Genomic DNA, 16,192 nt, shown 5'->3' with positions numbered 1-16,192 from the left:
AAATATAAATGAAAAAAATAAAAGCATATAGTATTGCTATATTATTATTGTTGGGTTGTGCACAAACAATTGCACAACAATTACCTCAATTCTCTCAATACATGTTTAATACAATCTCTATTAATCCTGCATATGCAGGAAGCAGAGAAACTATTAGTGTTGTAGGATTACATAGAAGTCAATGGGTAGGGTTAGCTGGAGCACCAACTACCTCTACAATTTCTGTACACACACCTTTAAAAGATGAGAAAATTGGTCTTGGTTTGTCTGTGATTAATGATGAGTTAGGATATGAAAATTTCGTATTTGTATATGGAGATTTTTCATACACTATAGACCTTTCAGAAAAAACTAAATTAGCTTTTGGTTTAAAAGCTGGATTTACACATTACAATTTAGACCAGGAAGGCTTTTTAGATGATCCAACTGTAGCGGTAGATCCCTTTTTTAGTAATTTTACTAATAGATGGAACCCAAATATAGGTGTTGGGGCATACTTACACCAAAACAGATGGTATTTAGGGCTTTCTGCTCCAAGGATATTAAATACAGATTATAATGAAAGTGCGTTAGATCCAGAAGTAGATTATATTGCTTTAGAACGTGTTGGATATTATTTAACAGCTGGTTACGTATTTGATTTAAATGCAACCACAAAACTTAAACCTTCAGCTTTAGTAAAAGTTACAAATGGAGCACCAATATCTTTTGATTTAAGTGCTCACCTTTTGTTTAACGAAAAATTCTGGTTAGGTGGAAGTTATAGATATAACAGAGATACTTCTACTATTGGTGCTTTAACAGATTTTCAAATCTCTCCTCAAATGAGAATTGGTTATGCATATGAACACTATATAACAGATTTAAGACCATACACAGGAGGTACACATGAATTATTATTAATGTTTGAGGTTTTTAAACCTACAAAACGTGTAAAATCACCTAGATATTTTTAATATGAAAATAAAAATAACTACATATCTAACCTTGTTTTTATTTGTTCAACTTGCTGTTGCACAAACAAAAGTTGCTGATAATTTTTTTAGAGATTTTTCTTATGAAAAAGCAGCCGAACTATATAAAGAAGCTTTACAAAAAGAAGATAGTACAGAATATATCCTTACAAGAATTGGAGATTGTTACTTTAATACTAGTAAATTAGAAAAAGCTGAACTATGGTATAGTAAAGCCATCAAAAAATACCCTTTAATAGATTCAGAATACATTTATAAGTACGTACAATCATTAAGAAGTCAAAAAAAATACGACCTAGCTAATGACTATTTACGAGCTTTTAATGAACGTAATAAAAGAGATAAGCGTATTAAAAATATCGATAATTTTAATATCGAAAATTATAATTTACTTACAAATACAGAAAAAGTATATGTAAATGTAGAAAACCTTCCTTTAAATACAAGTTATTCTGATTTTGGAGGATATGAAGCTAATAAAACATTATACTTCTACTCTACTTGGGTAAAAGATTCTATAACAGATGAAAAGGAATTATATGAATGGAATAATGAACCATTCCTTAATATTTTTGAATCTGATACAAAAATAGCAAACGCTGCTAAAACATTTAGTGAGCCTAGAAAACTAAACGCAGCAATCAACACAAAAGATGATCATGAAGGATTAGTTACTATCACAAATGATGGGCAAACTATGTACTTTACTAGAAATAATGTTACTAAAAAGGAAAAACGTAAATATTCTAAAGAAGGAACTTCAAATTTAAAAATCTATAAAGCTACTTTATCTGGAACTAGATGGACAAATGTAATAGAACTCCCTTTTAATAATGATGCTTATTCTTGTGGTGCTCCAGCTTTAAGTCCTGATAACAAAACATTATATTTTGTATCAGACATGGAAGGTGGCTATGGACAAACAGATTTATACAAAGTAGCTATTAAAGGAGGAGACAATTATGGAGAGCCTGTTAATTTAGGTGCAGATATTAATACAGAAGGAAATGAAAAATTTCCATTTGTAGCAAAAGACTCTACATTATACTTTTCTAGTGATGCAAATTTAAACCTTGGATTACTTGATATTTTTGAAACAAATCTTTTAAAAATAAAAAGAAATGATACAACAAAAGTATCTATCAAAAACCTTGGTGCACCTTATAATAGTCCATATGACGATTTCTGTTTCTTTTTAGATACAGAAACACAAACAGGATATTTTACATCAAATCGTGAAGGTGGAAAAGGTGGAGATGATATTTATGCTTTTGGAAAATATCAATGTAAACAATTAGTAAATGGAGTTGCTTATGACAAACTATCTAATGAACCTTTAGACAAAGTAATGGTATCCATATTAGACATAAATGGTAAAGTCATCGATTCATATTTTACAGAAAAGGATGGTAAATATGAATTTAAAGATATTAACTGTGATAAAACATATACAGTTTTAGCAGAGCGTGTTATTTATAGACCTGATAAAAAAGGGTTTGTAACCTCTCCTATTAATGGTGAAACAACAACTATTGATTTATTCTTACAACCATTAATTGTAGATAATGAGATTGTAATTAATCCTATTTATTTTGATTATAATAAATCAAATATTAGACCTGATGCTGCTTATGAGTTAGAAAATATTGTTGCTGTAATGAGAGAGCATCCTAAAATGATCATTAAAATTGAAGCACACACAGATAGTCGTGGTAGAGATGCCTATAACCGTAAATTATCTGATAGACGTGCTAAATCTACTAGAGATTATTTATTTTCTAGAGGTATAGCTCAAGACAGAATACAAAGCGCAATTGGTTATGGAGAGTCACAAATATTAAATCATTGTAAGAATGGCGTAAAGTGCAATGACAAAGAGCATGAACAGAATAGACGATCAAAGTTTATTATAACTAATCAATACAATTAAAAAAAAGCCTTTCTAAATTAGAAAGGCTTTTTTAATGTCTTATTGTTTATTGTAAGTAAAATCACTAATAATACTAAAAGAGATACTAAACAAAACAAGCTAGAGAATAACTTCTCTAGCTTGTTTTGTTTATATATACATCAATCAAATAATTGATATGATGATATTTATTTTTTCATAAAGATATTAGTAAAATACCATTTATTGTTTTCTCCTAACTCTGCCGAAATTTCAAAATTTGTAAAATCTCCTTCTATATTCCCTCTATGTCCATCACTATTTAGCCAAGCATTAACTACTGATTCTGCACTTGTATAACCATATGCAACATTTTCTGAAACTCTAGTAGCATCTGCATTATTAACTAAATAAGATTTTCTAGAATAGAAAAAATCATGATTAACCTCATTAATATCAATCATATAATCTGTATGAGAATAAGCTTGACCTTTAATTAAATCATGGTTTTCTAAAACATTTAAACCAATGCTAATTCTATGTTGATTAATCAATTCTAAGATTTTAATTTCAATAGGTTTAGACTCTGGAATTACCAATGCTTTTGTATTGTCAAAATTGTCTTCTAAGTTGTCTGTAGAGCAAGATGTGAAAAATACTGCAAAACAAATAACCATAAGTAGGTTAGTAGCTTTTCTCATTTTTAATAGAGTTATAATGATTTGGGACTACTAAAATAGAATAGCAATAAAGAACAAAGTGTTAAAGAAATGTTAAAATCGATTAAATACATGTATTTGAACGATTTGTTTTACGCTTAATCGATGAAATACATTTTAAAAGTGTTTTTAATCGTTAAATCAAGGAGATAATCGGTTTTTCAACCAATTGTAATCTAAGTCTAAAGTATAGACAATTCTGTCATGTAATCTGTTAGGTCTGCCTTGCCAAAACTCGATAGAAGCAGGTTTTACAATATATCCTCCCCAAAATTTTGGTCTAATAATTTCTTTATCAGTATATTCTGTTTCTAATGCTTTAAGTTTAGTTTCTAAAACATCTCTATTTTTAACTATACTGCTTTGGTTAGAGACTAATGCACCTAATTGACTTCCTCTTGGTCTAGATTCAAAATAGCCATCACTTAAGTTTTCTGCAATTTTTTCTGCTTTACCTTTTATTATAATCTGTCGCTCTGCTCCATGCCAAAAAAAGGATAAACAAACATTTGGGTTATTCAGTATAGCTTTACCTTTTTCACTGTCATAATTAGTGTAAAAAATAAAACCTTCGTATGTAAATTTTTTAAGTAGCACTACTCTACTTTTTGGAAAACCATCAAGACCAATTGTAGACAACGTCATCGCGTTAGTTTCATCTTGAGGAAAATGTATGTCAATCTCGTTAAACCATGTTCTAAACAGCTCTAAAGGATTCTCTGGAGTGTCTTTTAATAGTAACTCTCCTTTTGTATAGGATTTTCTGTAGTCGCTTAAGTCTTTTTCCATAAATGCAAGTTACAAGAATTTAAAATAATTTTTTAATAACTTTATACAAAACTAACTAATATGAAATTTACTTGTGCTATTGACATTAATACAAATATTAAGTCTGTGTCTGAAGCTTTTTTAAATCCTGATAATTTAAAACATTACCAAGATGGTTTTAAATCTAAAACATTAATTAGTGGTAGTACTGGACACGAAGGAGCAAAATCTAAAATGGTTTATGAAAAATTAGAACTTATTGAGACCATTATTAAAAATGATCTTCCAAATGAATTTATTGGGTTGTATGAGCATAAACATATGACCAATACAATGACTGTTAGATTTAAAGAATTAGATGCTAACAAAACACGTTATACTTCTCTAATAGAGTACACAAAATTTAATGGTTTTGTCATTAAAATAATAGCAAAACTATTTCCTGGCATGTTTAAAAAGCAAGTTCAAAAATGGTTAAACCAGTTTAAAATATTTGTAGAATCTGAAAATGTTTAAAACTCAAACACCTTACCATCCTCACCCAACTCTACATTATCAAAAATAGTTTGTGCTTCTTTTTTAAATTGGCTTAAGTCATCATATCTTGTAGAGTAATGTCCTAATATTAATTGTCCAACATTAGCCTGTTTTGCTATACTTGCAGCTTGTTTTGCAGTACTATGCTTGGTTGGTGCAGCTAATTTTTCATGTTGCTCTAAAAATGTAGATTCATGATACAGAGCGTCTACATCTTTAATAATTGGGATTATAGTTTCATTATAGGCAGTATCACTACAAAAAGCATAACTTTTTGGCTTATTTGGTGGAAATGTTACAGTATCATTTTTTACTAAAACTCCAGCTTCATTTTTAACATCAAAACCTTGTTTTATTTTTCTATAGTAAGACACATCAATATCTTGATTTAATACTGCATTCATATCTAATTTACGTTCGCCTTCTTTTTCTTTAAACAAAAAACCGTTGGTATATATGCGATGATCTAATGGAATGGTATGTACTTCTACTTTTTGGTCTTCAAAAACCAATTCTGACGCATTATTAGTTAACTCATGAAAATAAAGATTATAATTAGTCCAAGAATTGGCTAATTTCATCTGTAAAGTAATAACTTCTTTTAGTCCTTTTGGAGAATAAATATGAAGGTCAGAATCACGACCTAATAACCTAAAAGTAGATATTAATCCTACTAATCCAAAAAAGTGGTCTCCATGTAAATGCGAAATAAAAATATGCTTTATTCGGCTAAATTTAATTTTGTTTTTTCTAAGCTGTACTTGTGTTCCTTCTCCACAATCTATTAAAAAAATATGATTGTTAATCTCTAATACTTGAGAGGTTGGATTAGAAAATGTACGTGGTGTTGCGCTGTAACAGCCTAGTATGTTTAGTTTCATTAAATATAGTTGATATGTATTTTGTTGATTCGTTTATTATTATGTGCATAACAAATAAACGAAAAACAGATAAACAATTAGAAACCTAGATCACGTTCCATAATTTCCATTTCAATAATATCGTGTGCTTCTTGAAGTGTTGGCACAATTATTATCTCGTCTGGAGTTGTTTCTGTATCAATCCCTTCGTTAACAATTACAAACGAGTGTTTTGCTTTACGATGTTGGTTTGATACTCTTAAAAACTCGATAGTTTCTTCTAACTTAATAGGTTGTGCAGAATTTAAATTGACAATAATATTATTGTTTTTAAATTTTGGGTATAATGTTTCAATCTTTTTAACCAATTCTATAACTGAAGCATTTTCTTGAGTTATAATAGCTGTATTTTCGTTTTGATCTATAATCATAACTATTGTTTTATTTTGGACGCTAAAAGATAGATTACTGCCATTCTAACTGCTACTCCATTTTGGACTTGATCTAAAATAATAGCTTGTTTAGAGTCTGCAACATCACTTGTTATCTCTACTCCTCTATTAATTGGTCCAGGATGCATAATTGTAATTTCTTTGTCTAAACTATCTAATAACGCTTTATCGACACCATATTGTTGTGCATACTCTCTAGTTGACGGAAAATAACTAATATCCATACGTTCGTTTTGTACGCGAAGCATATTAGCTACATCACACCAATTTAATGCTTTTCTTAAATTAGTTTCTACTTTTACTCCTAGTTTTTCTATATGTTTTGGTATTAATGTTTTTGGTCCGCAAACCATAACATTAGCACCTTGTAGCTTTAATGCATAAATATTGGATAAGGCAACACGACTATGTAGGATATCTCCAACTATAACAACATTTTTACCTTTTACGTTTCCTAAACGCTCTCTTATAGAATAACTGTCAAGTAAAGCTTGTGTTGGATGCTCATGTGCTCCATCTCCAGCATTTATTATAGTGGCATTAACGTGTTTAGATAAAAACACACCTGCTCCTGGATTAGGATGACGCATCACTACCATATCAACTTTCATTGATAAGATGTTGTTTACAGTATCTATTAAGGTTTCTCCTTTTTTAACCGAAGATTGTGAAGCAGAAAAATTAATAACATCTGCAGACAGACGTTTTTCTGCCAATTCAAAAGATAGTTTTGTACGTGTAGAGTTTTCAAAAAATAAGTTTGCAATAGTTATATCTCTAAGTGAAGGCACTTTTTTAATAGGTCTATTAATCACTTCTTTAAAGTGATCTGCTGTTTTATAAATAAGCTCTATATCTTGTTTGTTAAGATATTTAATCCCTAGTAAGTGATTGACACTTAATTCGCTCATGTTATTTTTTTTTATTTAAACTACACTTAGACAAGCTCAGTGTGACTTTGTAATATTAATTCTAACTTTTAACTAAATATACTGAATCTTCGCCTTCATTTTCAATCCAGTTTACTTTTACTTTTTCGTCATTAATAGCATCTACTTGTCGTCCTCTATAATTGGGTTGGATTGGCAAATGTCTACTAAAACGTCTGTCTATTAAGGTTAATAATTCAATTTCTGACGGACGACCAAAACTTTGTATCGCTGTTAATGCAGCACGTATACTACGTCCTGTATATAAAACATCATCAATAAGGACTACTTTTTTGTTTTCTACTTGTACATTAACTTCTGTAGCATTAGCCTCTAAAGGTTTATCGTTACGTCTAAAGTCGTCTCTATAAAACGTTATATCTAGATGTCCTAATTGTAAGTTTTTAATCTTGTATTCTGCTTTTAGCATCGTTGCCAAACGATTAGCTAAATACTTACCTCTTGGTTGTATACCTATTAAAACAGTGTTAGAAAAATCGGTGTGATTTTCAATGAGTTGGCAAGCCAATCTATGTAGAATGATGTTTACCTCTATTGCATTAAGTAGCACTTTTTGACTCATAGTGTTCCAAACGGATTTGGTAAACAAAGGTAAAGTAAATTATTATAAGTAAAAAGTTGTTTTTAAAATGAATAAAAAAAGCCTCTCATAAATGAGAGGCTTTTGGTTTATAATTAAGAAGGTTGGATTATTTTTTTCCGTCCATTTTATCTTTTAACGCTTGTAAAGCTTCGTTAGCATCACCTAAAGTTGGTTTTGCTTCAGCAGCTTGAGCAGCTTGCTTTTTAGCAGCAGCTTTTACATTAGCCATCTCTTCTGCTTTAAATATAGCAGTATGAGACGCTACAACACGTTTGAATTCTTTATTAAATTCGATAATTTTGAATTCTGCAGAATCTCCTTTCTTTAACATCTTTCCGTCTTCTTTTTCAAGGTGACGAGAAGGTACAAAAGCAACGATATCTTCGTTAAACTCAATAGTAGCTCCTTTATCTACAACTTCAGCAATTTCTGCTGTATGTGTTGTATCTAAAGCAAACTCAGTTTCGTATTTATCCCAAGGATTATCAGTTGTTTGTTTGTGACCTAAAGATAATTTACGTCCTTCAACATCTAACTCTAATACTACTACATCTAAATTATCACCTACGTTACAGAACTCTGATGGATGTTTAATTTTCTTAGTCCAAGATAAGTCAGAGATGTAAATTAATCCATCAATACCTTCTTCTAATTCAACAAAAACACCAAAGTTTGTAAAGTTACGTACAATACCTGTATGCTTAGAACCAACTGGGTATTTTGTAGTAATGTCTGTCCAAGGATCTGCAGATAATTGCTTGATACCTAATGACATTTTACGATCTTCTCTATCTAAAGTTAAGATTTGAGCATCAATCTCGTCTCCAACCTTTACAAAGTCGTTAGCAGAACGTAAGTGTGTAGACCATGACATTTCTGACACGTGTACTAAACCTTCAACACCTTCTGCAACTTCGATAAATGCACCATAATCAGCGATTACAACTACTTTACCTTTTACTTTATCTCCAACAGCAACGTTTTCTCCTAAAGCATCCCAAGGATGTTTAGATAATTGCTTAAGACCTAATTGGATTCTAGACTTATCTTCATCAAAGTCTAAGATTACAACATTTAATTTTTGATCTAACTCAACAATCTCATTTGGATGGTTGATACGTGACCAAGATAAATCTGTAATATGTACTAAACCATCTACACCACCTAAATCAATAAACACACCATAAGAAGTAATGTTTTTAACAACACCTTCTAATACTTGTCCTTTTTCTAGTTGACCAATGATTTCTTTCTTTTGTTCTTCAATATCAGCTTCAATTAAAGCTTTATGAGATACTACTACGTTTTTGAATTCGTGGTTGATTTTTACAACTTTAAATTCCATAGTTTTATTTACGTATTGATCGTAATCTCTAATTGGCTTAACATCAATTTGAGAACCTGGTAAGAATGCTTCAATACCAAATACATCTACAATCATACCACCTTTAGTACGACACTTTACAAAACCGTTTACGATTTCTCCAGTTTCGTTAGCTTTTATTACTCTATCCCAAGCCTTAATTACACGAGCCTTTCTATGAGATAATACTAATTGTCCAGTTGCATCTTCACGCACGTCAATTAATACCTCAACCTTGTCTCCTACTTTTAAGTCTGGATTGTATCTAAATTCGTTTAAAGAAATTACTCCTTCAGACTTAGCGTTAATGTCAATAATTGCATCACGATCTGTAATATGAATTACTTCTCCTTCTACAACCTCGTCATCTAATGTGTCTACGAAATTTTCTGATACTAATTTTTCAAATTCTTTTAATTGAGAATCTTCAACCTCATCAATACCTTCTTGGTAATTGTGCCAATTAAAATCTGCTAAGAATTTTTCTGGGTTTGCTTGAGCTTCAGATACTACTGGAGCTTCTTTTACTGCTGCTGCATCAACTTGTGCTTCAGCTTCTACTTTTTTTGCTTTATCAGCCATTTAAATAAGTTTTGTAATAAGGCTTTTCGCTTTCGCTGAAATTATGCCAGATTACGGTTTGTATTCTGTTATGTTTGGAAGATTTTATGCGCTAACACACAGAAGTGTTATAAATAAATTTGTTTTAATTCCTTTCTATCTTTCCTAGTATGCGCTAAAAAGGTGTGCAAAAATAGTACTTTTTAGTAATATTGCCTAATACAAATACAAAAATATCAATACCCTAAAAGTCAATAAAATAACCTACTGTTATAAAGGCGATTCTATCCATGCTTTTAATCGATAAAAACAATCACTTAATCGAAGATTAAATGAAATCTAGATTTTGTTTAACAAACTGCTTTTATAATTACTATCTTTAAGATAATAACAATTAAAAACAAATTTAAATTATGGCTGTAAGAGCAAAATATCAAGGAGTACTTGATTTAGGAGAAAAATTAAAAATCGCAAACGGAGACGTTTCTGAAGAAAATGGTGTATTAAAAGTTACTGGAACTGCTGCTACACAATATGAAAAAAATCTTATTTGGGATGCAATCAAAGCTGCTGGTGGAGATAGCCCAAGTGATATAAATGCAAATATTGAAGTTGCAGACACTAGTGTTTACGCAAGACATACTGTTGTAAGTGGTGACACTTTAGGTAAAATTGCTAAACATTACTATGGTAATGCTGCAAAATACACTGCTGTTTTTGAATCAAACACTGATCAATTAGATAATCCTGATATGATTAAAGTAGGTCAAGAATTAGTGATTCCAAATTTATAGGAATTTAACAGTAAAATGATTTGAAGCGAATTATTAGCGAAAGCTTATAATTCGCTTTTTAATTTTATAATGTTTTAGCGTAGGATTTTTAATTGAAGAAAACTTATTCTAAATCTTCTAAAGTCATATTGACTAAACTTAAAACTTTTGAAAACTGTTCTTCTAAAGTTAAATCTGAATTATCAATCTCTATAGCATCTTCTGCTTTTACTAAAGGCGAATCTTCTCTATGAGAGTCTATATAATCCCTTTCTTGTACGTTACGTAATACGTCTTCGTATTTAACATCATCTCCTCTATCTATCAATTCGTCATAACGTCTAATGGCTCTTTTGTCTGCAGATGCTATCATAAATAGTTTTAATTCTGCATAAGGAAAAACTACTGTACCAATATCCCTTCCATCCATAACAACACCTTTGTCTTTACCCATTTGTTGTTGTTGTTTTACTAATTGGTAACGTACTTCTGGGATTGCTGCAACTTTACTTACATAACTTGATACCTCAAGTGTGCGGATTTCTCTTTCAATATTTTGTCCATTTAAATAGACCTCAGCAAAACCTAGCTTTGGATTAAATGTAAAGCTAATTGATACTTTATTTAAATTAGATACTAATGCAACTACATCAAACTGGTCTTTATCAATCCAACCATTTTGCATAGTAAACAATGTTACAGCTCTATACATTGCTCCTGTATCTACATATATGTAACCCAAGTGTTTTGCTAATTGTTTAGCAACTGTGCTTTTACCTGTAGAAGAAAATCCGTCTATTGCTATAGTTATGTTTTGCACTTCTTATAATTTAAGTTGCAAAAATAAGCATTAAATTTTGCAGAGGAAAGTTTGAAATTGGAAGTTTTTGATTGCTGAAAAATGACAGAATCAAAAAGGTGGTACTCCTTCACTATAATAATACTCAAAATCAATAATCTCTCCTGTATCCAAAGTGTCTCTACCTATTAAATAATAAGTAGTCCCAACATGCATACTTGTATAAGATTTAGCTGCAAAAAAAGTGATGGTTTCATCAGGTTGATAAACTTTAACAGATTTGACCTCATCAGTATCATAATCTGAAGCTTCGTTTAACACTAAACTATAATGCGAAAACCTTAAATTAGTATCACTCCAACGTATAGTAGCAACATCTTTAAGTGTAATTGGAGTATTTATGCATTTTGAATATGGCTCTTTATTAGAAATGTCCTCTTTATATTCGTAAATAAAAGAAATAAAAACAGCAGCACATAACAAAATAAAAGCAGCTAAAGCTACCCTTAAAAACTGCCTAACTGTTTTAGGTTTTATAGCCATTACCTATATTAGGTTGTTAAATTGGCTACAATATCTTTAACAGGTAAAATAGCTTTAGTATGTTCTATACTTGGTCCTGCTACCCAAACGGTTTTATAGGTTGCTTTTTTAGCAGCATTTTCTGTTGCTTTCATACCTATAGAAAAACGAATCATTTTCACCCATTTTTTAAGTGTTTTGTTTTTATTTAAAACACTTTCAATCCATGTTTGTTTTGTCCCAATTTTTTGGACGTAAGGCGTATTTATTACTGTACAAGGTGTACCAGAAATACGCTCTGTCATTACAATATCCTTTTCGCCATAATCAACACAAGCTTGCTTATACTCGTCAGTAACTCCTGCTTCAACTGATGCTATAAATGGACTTCCAACAGACACACCTTCTGCTCCATAACTTAACATTTTATCAATATCTGCTTTACAACCAACTCCTCCAGCAGAAATTACAGGAATAGTTAATTTTTCGCTTAATAGATTAGTTAATTCTTGAGGTGTTAGTTTTCCTCTGTGTCCACCAGCTTCATTGTTTACTGCAATTGCTGCATCTGCACCAAGTTGTTGCACTTTTTCTGCAAAACGTAAATCAGTAACATCACAAAATACTTTTATACCAGCTTTGTGTGCTTGATTAATAGTTTCCTCTGGACTACCTAATGAGGTTATTATAAAATCACATCCTTCTTCGCAAATAACTTCTAATTGTCCTTTATATTTAATATTGGATTTATTCACAATTAAATTAAAACCAAAAGAACCTCCATCAACCTTATTAGCTTTTAGTTCTTTTAAAGCTGCACGCAACTCTTCTAAAGTTCTGTAATTAAGTGCAGGAATACAACCTGCAATACCAGCATTCATGGCTTCCGTAACCATAGATACGTTAGACACTAAAAACATTGGTGCTTGAATAATTGGATATTTTATATTAAGAAGTTGTGATAGTTTGGTTTCCATTGTATTAATTTGTTATGACTACAAATATAAACATAAATTTATTATGCACGCATAATACTTTATTTATCTATAAATCTATAATACCCACATTTTAAATAAGCTCCTTCTGGAAAACCAATTGGATGATCAATATCATGTTGAGTTTTTAATTCGACTTTAAATGGTCTACTATGATTAGCTAAAGCTTGACTATTAATATCATAAAACACTTGACTTAACACTCTAGACGAACAAGATGCTAAAACTAAAAGTCCATTTTTAGCAGTTAATTTACTTCCTAAAAGTGCTAATTGCGCATACTTTTTTTTTGCTAATTGTATTTCTGACTGTTGCTTAGCAAAACTAGGAGGATCGATAACAACAATATCAAAGGTCTTCTTTTTAGACACTAAATCATCTAAAATTTTAAAGGCATCTCCTGCCAAAATAAGATGCTTACCAGAATAAGTATTTAACAGTCCATTTTGTTTAGCAATTTCCAATGCTTGTTGGCTAATATCTAAACTAGTGACTTCTTTTGCTCCATTTGCAAGTGCGTGAACAGAAAATCCTCCAGCATAAGAAAACACATCTAAAACAGTTTTGTTTTTACTTAACAACCCTACTTGCCTCCTATTATCTCTATGATCTAAAAAGTAACCTGTTTTATGTCCTTTAATTACGTTTGCTGAAAAGTTAACATCATGCTCTACAAACTGTACTACTTCATTTTCTAAAGTTCCAAAAACAACTTCTCCATTTATAAGATTATGTAATTTAGAGTTTTCTAAACTTCGGCTTAATCTAACCACTACTGTTTTAGAATTAGAAACGTCTTGTAAGCTTGGAATGATAGTTTCTAAATAAGGTAACCAAATTTCAGAATATATTTTAACTACCAAAACAGATGCGTATACATCTGCTATTAATCCTGGAAATCCATCGTTTTCTCCAAATAACAAACGGTAACTATTGGTATTGGTTTGTAATAAGGGTTTGCGTTTTACAAACGCTTCTTTTATTTTATTATAAAAGAAAGTTGCATTTATTTCTGCTTTTTCTGTGCTACTGTGTAGCATTTTTATCCTGATTGGCGAATTAGCATCATACAACCCTAAGCCAACAACTTTGTTTTTGTTTTTCCCAAAAATAATAGCTAAATCTCCAGACTGCGCATCTTCATTAATCTTTATAATATTATCAGAAAACACCCATGGATGACCTTTTACCACAAACTGTTCGCCTTTAGCATTAAGCTTTAATGCTAATCGTTTGGGTTGATATGTAGATTTTAATTTAGATGAAAAGGACATTAACTATTATTTAGAATGTAAATGTAATTGATTATTACTTGAAGATAAAAAAACGCAACCAAATTAATGATTGCGTTTTTAATGTTTATAGATTCCGCATCAAGTACGGAATGACAATATTATTTTACTTCTTCGAAGTCTACGTCTTCAACGTCATCGCTTTCAGCAGAATCAGTTCCTGCATTTGCATCTGGACCTGGTTGACCACCTTGAGCATCTTGTTGTGCTTTGTACATTTCTTCACTTGCTACTTTCCAAGCTTCGTTAATTTTTTCTAACGCTGGCTCGATAACTGCAAGATCTTTAGTTTCGTAAGCTGTTTTTAATTCAGCTAAAGCTGCTTCAATTGGTGCTTTTTTATCTTCAGATAATTTATCACCAAATTCTTTTAATTGATTTTCGGTTTGGAAAATCATTGAATCTGCTTCGTTTAATTTTTTAGCACTTTCTGCTGCTTTTGCATCTGCTTCAGCATTTGCTTCAGCGTCAGCTTTCATCTTTTGGATTTCTTCTTCAGTTAAACCAGAAGACGCTTCGATACGAATATCTTGAGTCTTGTTAGTTGCTTTATCTGTAGCTGACACTTTAATGATTCCGTTTGCATCAATATCAAAAGCTACCTCAATTTGTGGTACACCTCTTTGTGCTGGTGGTAATCCATCTAAGTGAAAACGTCCAATTGTTTTATTATCTGCAGCCATAGCACGCTCACCTTGTAAAACATGAATTTCTACTGAAGGTTGGTTATCTGCTGCTGTAGAGAATACTTGAGATTTTTTAGTTGGAATAGTTGTATTTGCTTCGATTAACTTAGTAAATACGTTACCCATTGTCTCAATACCTAATGATAAAGGTGTTACATCTAAAAGTAATACATCTTTAACATCTCCAGTTAAAACTCCTCCTTGAATACCAGCTCCTAAAGATACAACCTCGTCTGGGTTAACTCCTTTTGAAGGTGCTTTTCCAAAAAATGCTTCTACTGCTTTTTGTACAGCTGGAATACGTGTAGATCCACCTACTAAAATAACTTCGTCAATATCAGATTTTGATAAACCTGCTGCTTTTAAAGCTGTTTGACAAGGCTCAATAGTACGTTTTACTAAATCGTCTATTAGTTGTTCAAATTTACTACGTGTTAAAGTACGTACTAAGTGTTTTGGTCCACTAGCAGTTGCTGTAATGTATGGTAAATTAATTTCTGTTTGCTCAGAAGAAGATAATTCAATCTTAGCTTTTTCTGCAGCTTCTTTAACACGTTGTAAAGACATTGGATCTTTACGTAAATCCATTCCTTCTTCTGCGTTAAACTCGTCTGCTAACCAGTCAATAATTTTTTGATCAACGTCATCACCACCTAAGTGTGTGTCTCCATCTGTAGATAATACCTCAAATACACCATCTCCTAATTCTAGGATAGATACATCATGTGTTCCTCCACCAAAATCAAATACTACTATTTTTTGGTCAGTACCTTTCTTGTCCATTCCGTAAGCTAAAGCTGCTGCTGTAGGCTCGTTAATGATACGACGTACTTTTAAACCTGCAATTTCACCAGCTTCTTTAGTAGCTTGTCTTTGCGAGTCATTAAAATAAGCTGGTACAGTAATTACTGCTTCAGTTACATCTTGACCTAAATAATCTTCAGCAGTTTTCTTCATTTTTTGAAGAATCATTGCAGATAATTCTTGAGGTGTATATAAACGACCATCAATGTCTACACGTGGTGTGTCATTATCTCCTTTTACTACTTTATAAGGTACACGTTCTGCTTCTTTTTTAGATTCAGAATACTTATTACCCATAAAACGCTTAATAGAATACACTGTTTTTGTTGGGTTAGTAACTGCTTGTCTTTTTGCTGGATCACCAACTTTAATTTCGCCTCCTTCAACAAATGCGATAACTGAAGGTGTTGTACGTTTACCTTCTGCGTTTGGGATAACAACTGCTTCGTTACCTTCCATTACAGATACGCAAGAGTTTGTTGTTCCTAAATCGATTCCAATAATCTTACTCATAATTTTATATAATTTTTATTTTGTGTTGTAATTGTTACGTTTACAGTTAGTCAATCTTTATGCCAACCAAAAAAGTGCTGACACGTTGTCAGATATTTATAATAATTAAACCTAACTTTGGTATTAGTTTTGATACAAGTAGTTAATAACAAT

16 protein-coding genes are annotated in these 16,192 nt (G+C 31.1%); 4 read left to right on the top strand and 12 right to left on the bottom strand.

Annotated features, from left to right (window positions below):
• The first annotated feature begins 8 nt into the window (after positions 1-8).
• On the top strand, positions 9-956 hold the full coding sequence (locus SJY17_RS11050) for a type IX secretion system membrane protein PorP/SprF (RefSeq protein ID WP_397362617.1): 948 nt from the start codon (positions 9-11) through the stop codon (positions 954-956).
• Between the two features lies 1 nt (position 957).
• Entirely contained in the window at positions 958-2,904 is a 1,947-nt protein-coding gene (locus SJY17_RS11045) for an OmpA family protein (protein ID WP_397362616.1), read from the top strand.
• Positions 2,905-3,071: 167 nt separating this feature from the next.
• On the opposite strand, the gene SJY17_RS11040 is transcribed toward SJY17_RS11045, so the two are convergent.
• Both SJY17_RS11040 and pdxH read right to left on the bottom strand, forming a co-directional pair.
• On the bottom strand, positions 3,072-3,563 hold the full coding sequence (locus SJY17_RS11040) for a CAP domain-containing protein (RefSeq protein ID WP_397362615.1): 492 nt from the start codon (positions 3,561-3,563) through the stop codon (positions 3,072-3,074).
• 159 nt (positions 3,564-3,722) lie between these two features.
• Positions 3,723-4,370, bottom strand: coding sequence for a pyridoxamine 5'-phosphate oxidase (gene pdxH, locus SJY17_RS11035; RefSeq protein WP_397362614.1), 648 nt, complete (start codon positions 4,368-4,370; stop codon positions 3,723-3,725).
• Between the two features lie 60 nt (positions 4,371-4,430).
• Here pdxH and SJY17_RS11030 point away from each other — a divergent pair, with 60 nt between their 5' ends.
• Positions 4,431-4,865 carry a hypothetical protein gene (locus SJY17_RS11030; RefSeq protein WP_397362613.1) on the top strand — a complete coding sequence of 145 codons (435 nt, stop codon included), beginning with the start codon at positions 4,431-4,433 and terminating at the stop codon, positions 4,863-4,865.
• Here SJY17_RS11030 and SJY17_RS11025 read toward each other — a convergent pair.
• From SJY17_RS11025 to rpsA, 5 genes are all read right to left on the bottom strand, one after another.
• Positions 4,862-5,767 carry a ribonuclease Z gene (locus SJY17_RS11025; RefSeq protein WP_397362612.1) on the bottom strand — a complete coding sequence of 302 codons (906 nt, stop codon included), beginning with the start codon at positions 5,765-5,767 and terminating at the stop codon, positions 4,862-4,864. The genes SJY17_RS11030 and SJY17_RS11025 overlap by 4 nt on opposite strands.
• 77 nt (positions 5,768-5,844) lie before the next feature.
• Complete coding sequence (locus tag SJY17_RS11020) at positions 5,845-6,177, bottom strand: ribonuclease Z (protein ID WP_397362611.1); 333 nt, start codon at positions 6,175-6,177, stop codon at positions 5,845-5,847.
• A 2-nt stretch (positions 6,178-6,179) separates the two neighbouring features.
• The gene (locus SJY17_RS11015; RefSeq protein WP_397362610.1) at positions 6,180-7,109 is read right to left on the bottom strand and encodes an aspartate carbamoyltransferase catalytic subunit; all 930 of its coding nucleotides are present in this window, start codon (positions 7,107-7,109) and stop codon (positions 6,180-6,182) included.
• A gap of 61 nt (positions 7,110-7,170) precedes the next feature.
• Positions 7,171-7,710: a bifunctional pyr operon transcriptional regulator/uracil phosphoribosyltransferase PyrR gene (gene pyrR / locus SJY17_RS11010; RefSeq protein ID WP_397362609.1), complete on the bottom strand. Its 540-nt coding sequence runs from the start codon at positions 7,708-7,710 to the stop codon at positions 7,171-7,173.
• 127 nt (positions 7,711-7,837) lie between these two features.
• Positions 7,838-9,676 (bottom strand): 30S ribosomal protein S1, encoded by a 1,839-nt coding sequence (rpsA, locus tag SJY17_RS11005; protein WP_397362608.1) that lies wholly within the window; start codon positions 9,674-9,676, stop codon positions 7,838-7,840.
• A 392-nt stretch (positions 9,677-10,068) separates the two neighbouring features.
• Between rpsA and SJY17_RS11000 the strand changes: the two genes are divergently transcribed.
• On the top strand, positions 10,069-10,449 hold the full coding sequence (locus SJY17_RS11000) for a LysM peptidoglycan-binding domain-containing protein (protein ID WP_397362607.1): 381 nt from the start codon (positions 10,069-10,071) through the stop codon (positions 10,447-10,449).
• Between the two features lie 103 nt (positions 10,450-10,552).
• Here the strand turns inward: SJY17_RS11000 and cmk are convergent, their stop codons facing one another.
• From cmk to dnaK, 5 genes are all read right to left on the bottom strand, one after another.
• Positions 10,553-11,248, bottom strand: coding sequence for a (d)CMP kinase (gene cmk / locus SJY17_RS10995; protein WP_397362606.1), 696 nt, complete (start codon positions 11,246-11,248; stop codon positions 10,553-10,555).
• A gap of 90 nt (positions 11,249-11,338) precedes the next feature.
• The gene (locus SJY17_RS10990; RefSeq protein WP_397362605.1) at positions 11,339-11,770 is read right to left on the bottom strand and encodes a hypothetical protein; all 432 of its coding nucleotides are present in this window, start codon (positions 11,768-11,770) and stop codon (positions 11,339-11,341) included.
• A gap of 8 nt (positions 11,771-11,778) precedes the next feature.
• Positions 11,779-12,726 carry an NAD(P)H-dependent flavin oxidoreductase gene (locus tag SJY17_RS10985; protein ID WP_397362604.1) on the bottom strand — a complete coding sequence of 316 codons (948 nt, stop codon included), beginning with the start codon at positions 12,724-12,726 and terminating at the stop codon, positions 11,779-11,781.
• Between the two features lie 59 nt (positions 12,727-12,785).
• Entirely contained in the window at positions 12,786-14,018 is a 1,233-nt protein-coding gene (locus SJY17_RS10980) for a class I SAM-dependent rRNA methyltransferase (RefSeq protein WP_397362603.1), read from the bottom strand.
• Positions 14,019-14,137: 119 nt separating this feature from the next.
• The gene (dnaK, locus tag SJY17_RS10975; RefSeq protein WP_397362602.1) at positions 14,138-16,039 is read right to left on the bottom strand and encodes a molecular chaperone DnaK; all 1,902 of its coding nucleotides are present in this window, start codon (positions 16,037-16,039) and stop codon (positions 14,138-14,140) included.
• Between the last annotated feature and the right edge of the window lie 153 nt (positions 16,040-16,192).

Origin of the sequence: Olleya sp. R77988, from assembly GCF_044594215.1 — a bacterium.
In the GTDB taxonomy this organism is placed as follows: Bacteria; Bacteroidota; Bacteroidia; order Flavobacteriales; family Flavobacteriaceae; genus Olleya.
This window is presented reverse-complemented; position numbering and strand designations above follow the sequence as displayed.